Below are 7,627 nucleotides of genomic sequence, written 5' to 3' on the forward strand. Positions count from 1 at the left end.
CGGCGACGAGGTCGTGGCCGGGCAGCGCGCCCGGTGCCTGCCGGAAGCGGCCGGGAGCGACTCGGGCAGCCGCCGCGACGCCGCCGGGCCTCCCCGGGCAGGGGTTCCCGCCGTCCGGCGTCTCACCCGCCCACGTGGATGCCGGGGCGCCGGTCGGGGTCGGGCTCGTGGCTCCTGATGATCTCGCGGGTCACCGGGGCGGTGTCGCCCCGGCCGAGGAGGAAGTAGCGGAACATGTGCCGCAGCGGGCTTCCCTCGGCCCACGCGAAGTAGCACTGCGGCCGTACGCCGGTCGCGTCGCGCAGGGCGAGCAGGACGGCGGCGATGGCATTGGGGGCGGCCGGGGCCTCGGCCCGCAGGATCCGGTGGCCGTCGACCTGGACGCCGCGGACGGTGAGGGTGTCGCTGAAGTCGGAGGGGTCCACCACGTCGATCTCCAGGAACAGCACGTCGGCCGGGCCGGGCACAGGATTGCTGCCGCGCTGCTCCCGCTCCTTCGCCGCGTACTCGGCGCCGTCGCCCGCCTGCCGCCGGTTGGCGATGATGTTGATCGCGTGGTCGTGGGCGAGGGTGTCGGTGATGAAGCGGCGGGCGTCCGGGTCGAAGACGATGCGGTCGGCGCGCAGTTCGGTGGTGCGCGAGATCCTGGAGATCAGCGACACGGCGATGATGCCGGCGATGAACGCGCCGGAGATGGCGATGCCGTCGGGCTTGTCGACGATGTTGGCGACCAGCGCGTAGAACAGTACGGCGGTGAGCAGCGCGAAGCCCGTGCCGGCCAGCCGCCGGCGGCTGCGGACGACCGAGACGGTGACGGCGAACGCGCCGGAGACCATCATCGCGAGGATGCCGGTGGCGTAGGCGCCGGCCTGGGCGTCGACGTCGGCGTCGAAGGCGATCGTGAGGGCGACGCACAGGACGGTGTAGACGATGACGACCGGGCGCACCGCGCGTCCCCACTCGGGGGCCATGCCGTAGTCCGGCAGGTACCGGGGGACGATGTTGATCAGCCCGGCCATCGCGGAGGCACCGGCGAACCACAGGATCAGGATGGTGCTGATGTCGTAGACGGTGCCGAACGCCTCGCCGACGTGTTCGTGCGCCAGCCAGGCCAGGGCCCTGCCGTTGGCCGCACCACCGGGCTCGAACTCCTCGTGCGGGATGAGGACGGTGGTGACGAAGCTCGCGGACAGCAGGTAGACGCTCATGACGAGCGCGGCCGTGGTCAGCAGCCTGCGGGTGTTGCGGATGCGTCCCCGCAGCCGCTGCTCCTCGTCGTCGCCGTCGGCGGACACGAGCGGCATCATGCTGACCCCCGTCTCGAACCCGGACAGGCCCAGCACCAGCAGCGGGAACGCCAGCAGGGCGGGCTCCGCCAGATGGCCCAGGCCGCCCCCACCCCCGCCCAGCGCGCCGGTCCACGCGGACAACGCCCCGGGCGTGCCGAAGACCTGCACCACACCGACGCCGATGACCACCGCGTTCAGCGCCAGGAAGACGCCCACCAGCGGGATGGCCACCTTGACCGCCTCGCTGAACCCGAGGAGGAAGACGCCTCCGAGCAGCAGCAACAGCACCACCGTCAGGCCGACCTCGTGCCCGTGCAGGGCGTGCGGGAAGAACGGGTTCTCGACCACGTGCACGGAGGCGTCCGCGGTCGACAGGGTGATCGTGACGATCCACGAGGTGGCCACGAACCCGAGCAGGACGAGCACGAACAGCTTGCCCCACCAGAACGGCAGCAGATCCTCCAGCATCGCCACCGACCCGGCTCCGTGCGGGCTCTCCCGGGCCACCCGCCGGTACATCGGCAGCATTCCCACCAGGGTCAGCGCCACGATCAGCAGCGTCGCCAGCGGGGACACCGCCCCGGCCGCCAGGGCGGCGATCGCCGGAACGTAGGCCAGGCTGGAGAAGTAGTCGACCCCCGTCAGGCACATCACCTTCCACCAGGCGTGCGACTCGGTGTGTGCCGCGCCGGCCGCCGGCCCCACCGGCTGCACCCGGTGGCGCAGGAACCACTGCCCCACCCCGCCGGTCGGCTGGACCCGCCGCGCGGGGCTGTCCACCACTTCCGGCACGGCCATCTCGTCCGCTTGCTCCACGACCTCCATCAGCCCTTTCCCTCTTCACCGCTCGACCACGTCCGCCCCTCCCGCAACCGCGGTCACGGAGGAGGCGGACGATCACCGGGTGTGCGACCCTCCGGGAACACCGGGCCGGCGGGACGACGGCCGTCGAGGTCGCCCCCTCGCGCGCCACCCCGGCAGGCCGGTCGACACCCTGGCAGCCGCCTGCTCCGCGATCGGCGAAGTACACCTCGGCACGGGGCCTGGAATGCGCCCACCGGGGCATGCGTGGGACGACCGGCGCGCGCCGGCCGTTCGAGCGATCCGGGAGGCGGGGAACACAGGTGGTGTCCGAGAACGACGGCACGGCGGACACGGCGCGCGCGGGGGATGCCGCGCCCGAGGACAGGCTGCTGCGAGGACTGGAAGTGGACGACAGTCGTCCGGAGAGGCCGATACTGCTCGACGCCGACGGCCGCCCGATCGGGACCTGGCGGGAGAACCACCCCTACGACCGCAGGATGGGCCGGGGCGAGTACGAGCGGACGAAGCGGATCCTGCAGATCGAACTGCTGAAGCTGCAGCGGTGGGTGAAGGACACCGGCCAGCGGATCGTCGTGGTCTGCGAGGGACGGGACGCGGCCGGCAAGGGCGGCACGATCAAGCGGTTCACCGAGCGGATGAACCCCCGCGGAGCCCGGGTGGTGGCGCTGGAGAAGCCGACCGAACGGGAGGCGGGGCAGTGGTACTTCCAGCGGTACGTGTCCCACCTGCCGGCCCGCGGCGAGATCGTCTTCTTCGACCGCTCCTGGTACAACCGGGCGGGCGTCGAGCGCGTCATGGGTTTCTGTACGGAGGCCGAGTACCAGCGGTTCCTCGGGCAGGCCCCGCTGTTCGAGCGGCTGCTCGTCGACGACGGCGTCCTGCTGGTGAAGTTCTGGTTCTCCGTCTCCCGGGCCGAGCAGCGGACCCGGTTCGCGATCCGCCAGGTCGACCCGGTGCGCCGCTGGAAGCTCTCGCCCACCGACCTCGCCTCGCTGGACCGGTGGGACGACTACACCACGGCCAAGGTCGACATGTTCCGTGCGACCGACACGGCACACGCGCCGTGGACGGTGGTGAAGAACAACGACAAGCGGCGCGGCCGGCTGGAGGCCATGCGCAGCTTCCTCGACCGCTGCGACTACCCGACGAAGGACCAGGAGGCGGTCGGGAAGCCCGACCCCCTGATCGTGGGCGCGGCGAACACCCTGCTCGAGCCCGGCGAGGAACCCATGGACCTCTCACCCACCCCGCTGGCCGGTCCCAGCGACGGCCCCGGAAACCACCCCGGGAACACCTCGCGGCCTTCGGCCTGACCGTCGCGGGACGCCGTCGTATCCCACGGGCACTCGGCCGTAGGGGTCGCTCAGCGGCAGGGCGCGACGCCCTGCCGGCTTCCCTCTCCACCGGCCAGGTGCAGGGCTCAGCCGTGATCGACGAGCTGGGCCTTGCCCTGGAGGCGGGCGCAGTGCGCGCAGCAGAAGAACGCCCCGTCCGCCTGGAGGCCGTGGCCGAGGATGCGGCACTGGCAGTTGTCGCAGATGGGCGCCATCCTCTGGGCGGCGCACTCGATGCTGTCGAAGGTGTGGACCGCGCCCGCGGCGTGCACCTCGAACGACATCTCGTAGTCGTTGCCGCAGACTTCGCACTCGGCCATGAACGCTCAGCTCCTCATCGGTGCACGGGCAGGACCGTCCCCGCACCGGCTCCTGCCGGTGCCCTTGGACCGTAGCCGGAAGAGGCGGCGGCCCCCGAGGCGGCACGTTGCCCTGCGGCCGAGCGGCACACAGGAATCACTCCGGTGGGCGCGCGGTGTCCGCGCCCCGGACGGCTCCCGCGGCGCGTGGCGGAGGGGGCGTTCCCACAGCCGGCCGGGAGAGGCACTGGCCGCTCACCCGGGAGCAGAAGGACACTGGACCCAAGGGCACGATGTGAAAGAGCAGCGTGTCGCAGGCAACGATGGGACGCTGCCGATGAGCGAGCAGTGCCGGGACACGGACGGGCGGCGGATGCTGGCCGGCCTGCTGGCCGCGAGCCACCTGATGCCGCTGGAACTCCTCCCCGCCAAGACGGCCGCGCACGCGGCAGCGGTCGGCTTCCGCCAGGTTTTGATCTACCTGGCGGATCTCCAGCGCGATGCGCTGCGGCTGCTCACCGGTGAGGGCCTGGACGCCGGACAAGGAGCCGTCGGTGAGGAGGAGCTGAAGATCGACGGCACCGTGGCCGGGCGTTCCTTCCAGTACGGGCAGATCCTGCCCAGCGCCTCGGCGGGCCAGGACGCCGGTCACTGGTGGGTCCCCCTGCTCGACGGCGCCGAACGCCTGGGCGTACTGCGGATCACCACCGCCGACGACGACGCGCGGACGCGGGAGGACATGATCCTGCTGGCCGCCGTGGTGGCCCTGATCATCGACAGCAAGCGGCGCAGCAGTGACTCCCACGCGCGGCTGACGCGGACCCACCCGCTGAACATCGCGGCCGAGATGCAGTGGCACCTGATGCCGCCGCGCACCTACGCCGACGGACGGCTGATGATCGCCGCTGCGATGGAGCCCGCCTACGGCATCAGCGGTGACGCCTATGACTACGCCACCGCCGGCCACATGGCGCACCTGTCGATCTTCGACGCGATGGGCCACGACACCGCCGCCGGTCTGACCGCCCACCTGGCCATGGGGGCGTGCCGCAACTCCCGCCGCCAGGGTGCCGGCCTCGCCGAGATCAGCGAGAGGATAGAGGACGCGCTGATCGAGCAGTTCGGCAGGCGGCGTTACGCGACCGGCATCCTCGCCGACCTCGACACCCGCACCGGTTCGCTGACCTGGGTGAACCGGGGCCACCACCCGCCGGTGATCATCCGCGGTGGCCGCTGGAGCACCCACCTGAGCTGCCGGCCCGCGCATCCGATGGGCACCGGACTCGACCTGCCGATCACGCTGTGCCGTGACCAGATGGAGCCCGGAGACCGGCTCGTGCTGTACACCGACGGCATCACCGAAGCGCGCGGGACCGGGGACCAGGAGTTCGGCCTGCATCGCTTCACCGACTTCCTCATCCGCCGCCACGCCGACGGGCTGCCCGTGCCCGAGACGCTGCGCCGCCTCATCCACGCCGTGCTCGAATACCACAACGGCCGTTTGCAGGACGACGCCACCGTGCTGTTCTGCGAATGGCTCGGATCCACCGCGAACGTCACCGACCGGGCGGCGGCCCTGACCGGTCTGCCGTCCCGCACCGCCGCCGGATCGAGCCGTGCACGCGGGAGCGGTTCCCCGTGAGCGCCGACCTGCGGGTGACCGTCCGCCGGACCGGCGACCGCCACACCGTACTGACACTCACCGGAGCTCTGGACTTCCGCACCGCCGACGCCCTCTACGAGCAGGTCAGCGCCGCGATGGCCGACTGCCGGCACCTGGTGCTGGACCTGTCCGAGGTCGCCTTCTGCGACTCCTCCGGCCTCAGCACCCTCCTGCGCCTGCTCCGGCACGCCGAGTCCAGCGACGTCACCCTGGCGCTGGCCGCCGTCCCCGCCCAGATGGCGCGACTGCTGGCGATCACCGGCGCGCACGCCGTCTTCTCGCTCCACGCCAGTCTCCCCGAGGCCCTCGCCGCCGGGGACGAGGCGGCCCACGACGGCCGGCCGTCCTCCGGGGCCCGCGGTGGCGAAGCCACGACGTAACGGCTGCCGCACCGCGGGTGCCATCGGCGGACCCGGTCGCGTCCGCCGCCGGAGCCGGGCCGGCACCGGCCCGCCCGGCGGACCTCGGTTCAGACGACTTCCAGGTCGCCGACGCGCTGGTCCCCGCTCATCTCTCCCGTCAGCCGGAATCCCAGGCCGAGGTAGAAGCCTTCGGGGCCGTCGCCGCCGGGATGCCAGGAGGCCGTCAGGCGGGTGCCGCCGCGGCGGCGGATCTCGGCGGCCACCGCCTGGACCGCGAAGCGGCCGTAGCCGCGGCCCTGCTCCCCGGCCGCGATGTTCAGGCGCCACAGGCCCGAACGGGTGTCGACGCCGGTGCCGGTGCCGGTGAAGTCGATGTCGAAGAAGGCCATCAGGAAGCCCACGAGCCGGTCGCCGTCCATGATGAGCCGCGGCCAGGCGACGTCCGGATGCACGTACGCCTCGGCGAGGGACTTCACGACCGGGGCCACCAGATGGTCCTGGTCGGGACGCACCCGCAGGGCGATCGCGGCGTCGAAGTTGTCGGGGGTGATCTCTTCCAGGCGGGGCGAGGTGGCCATGCGGGAAGCCTAGAGGCGCCGGCCGCAAGGCCAAACGGGTTTTCGTTCACCCCGATCTCGTCGAGGCCGGCGACCGCGCGCCCCGGTTCGTTCGGCGTGCCGGCCGCGCGGCGGGACGGCGGTTCCGATCTCCGGTCGGCCCTTGCCACGAGCGGGCGTTCACTATAGTGAGCCACCGATCCCGCGACGGTCGTGGCCCTTCCAGGGGGTGCGTGCACGGTGCTGCAAGTGGACTTCGGCGAAGGGGCGTTGACCCGGTTACGCGTCGCCCGCGGAGCGGATCCGCTGTGGGACACGGCGCTCAGCCTCCACCTGCTGCAGAACAGGCAGGAGTCCCTGGTGTACGACGCGTGGCGGCGCGAGGTACGTGCGGCCCTGCACCGCGAGGGACTCACCGAGGACGTCCGGGCGCTGATGCCGCTGTGCCCGGCCTCGGGGTACTTCCCCGACTTCCTCACCCCCAGCACGGGTGAGGCGAGCCTGGAGCACGGGGTCGACCGGGTGATGTCCACACCCCGGCGCAGACTCGTCACCGAACTCGCCCGGCTCTGCGCGGACCTGCGGGGTCCGGTGCCGCGCAGCGTGCGCTGGGTGGCCACCGGGGACCCGGCCGCCCTGCACTGGCTGGGCACCACCCTGCGGCGGTACCACGACGTGGCCGTGTCGCCCTACCTGGGCGCGATCGGGGCGCGGGTCGCGGAGGACCGGGCCCGGCGTGCCGAGGCGGCGCTCGGTGGCGGCGCCGAGGGGTTGCTCGCCAGCTACACCGAACTGCCCGGCTGGCAGTGGCACGGCACGCGCCTCGCGGCCCCCTACCCCGAAGCCCGCCTGGTGCGGCTGCGCGGCCGCACGCTCACCGTGGTGCCGGGCTTCTTCTGCGTACGGGCTCCGCTGACGCTGGTGAACGACGCGCTGCCGCCGGTTCTGGTGTACCCGGCGCCCCCGGACCCCGGCTGGCTGCCGCGGCTGCGCGCCGGGGCGGGCAGGCCGTCCGTGGCCCAGCTCATCGGCACCTCGCGTGCGCGACTGCTGGAACTGCTCCAGAGGCCGATGACGACGACGGCGCTGGCGGCGGCGCTGCGGCTCGCGCCGTCGACGGCGAGCCGGCACGCGACGGTGCTGCGGGAGGCGGGACTCGTCGTGACCCGCAGGGAGGGCAACCGGGTGCTGCACCGGCGCACCGCCCTGGGACGGGCGCTGCTGGAGGGAACGGCCCCCGAGCCGGGGACGGCCCCCGAGCCGGGGAGGGCCCCCGCACCGGGGAGGGCCCCCGCACC

The 7,627-nt window shown here is 72.8% G+C and carries 7 protein-coding genes; 4 read left to right on the forward strand and 3 right to left on the reverse strand.

What is annotated here, in order from left to right; translation table 11 throughout:
- Nucleotides 1–122 precede the first annotated feature (122 nt).
- Complete coding sequence (locus ABZ920_RS15980; RefSeq protein ID WP_361504251.1) at nt 123–2,114, reverse strand: amino acid transporter; 1,992 nt, start codon at nt 2,112–2,114, stop codon at nt 123–125.
- Nucleotides 2,115–2,413: 299 nt separating this feature from the next.
- On the opposite strand from ABZ920_RS15980, the gene ppk2 reads away from it, so the two are divergent.
- Nucleotides 2,414–3,427 carry a polyphosphate kinase 2 gene (gene ppk2, locus ABZ920_RS15985; RefSeq protein WP_361504254.1) on the forward strand — a complete coding sequence of 338 codons (1,014 nt, stop codon included), beginning with the start codon at nt 2,414–2,416 and terminating at the stop codon, nt 3,425–3,427.
- Nucleotides 3,428–3,534: 107 nt separating this feature from the next.
- On the opposite strand, the gene ABZ920_RS15990 is transcribed toward ppk2, so the two are convergent.
- Nucleotides 3,535–3,768 (reverse strand): hypothetical protein, encoded by a 234-nt coding sequence (locus tag ABZ920_RS15990; RefSeq protein ID WP_135794274.1) that lies wholly within the window; start codon nt 3,766–3,768, stop codon nt 3,535–3,537.
- Between the two features lie 316 nt (nt 3,769–4,084).
- Between ABZ920_RS15990 and ABZ920_RS15995 the strand changes: the two genes are divergently transcribed.
- Complete coding sequence (locus ABZ920_RS15995; protein ID WP_361504257.1) at nt 4,085–5,389, forward strand: PP2C family protein-serine/threonine phosphatase; 1,305 nt, start codon at nt 4,085–4,087, stop codon at nt 5,387–5,389.
- Entirely contained in the window at nt 5,386–5,790 is a 405-nt protein-coding gene (locus tag ABZ920_RS16000; RefSeq protein WP_361504260.1) for an STAS domain-containing protein, read from the forward strand. Before ABZ920_RS15995 ends, ABZ920_RS16000 begins: the two co-directional genes overlap by 4 nt.
- Before the next feature lie 89 nt (nt 5,791–5,879).
- Here the strand turns inward: ABZ920_RS16000 and ABZ920_RS16005 are convergent, their stop codons facing one another.
- Nucleotides 5,880–6,350 (reverse strand): GNAT family N-acetyltransferase, encoded by a 471-nt coding sequence (locus ABZ920_RS16005; protein WP_361504263.1) that lies wholly within the window; start codon nt 6,348–6,350, stop codon nt 5,880–5,882.
- A gap of 228 nt (nt 6,351–6,578) precedes the next feature.
- Between ABZ920_RS16005 and ABZ920_RS16010 the strand changes: the two genes are divergently transcribed.
- Nucleotides 6,579–7,627: helix-turn-helix domain-containing protein (locus tag ABZ920_RS16010; RefSeq protein WP_361504266.1), on the forward strand; the 1,049-nt coding region annotated here is incomplete at its 3' end.

The sequence above is a fragment of the Streptomyces sp. NPDC046831 genome (assembly GCF_040645305.1).
Lineage (GTDB): Bacteria > Actinomycetota > Actinomycetes > Streptomycetales > Streptomycetaceae > Streptomyces.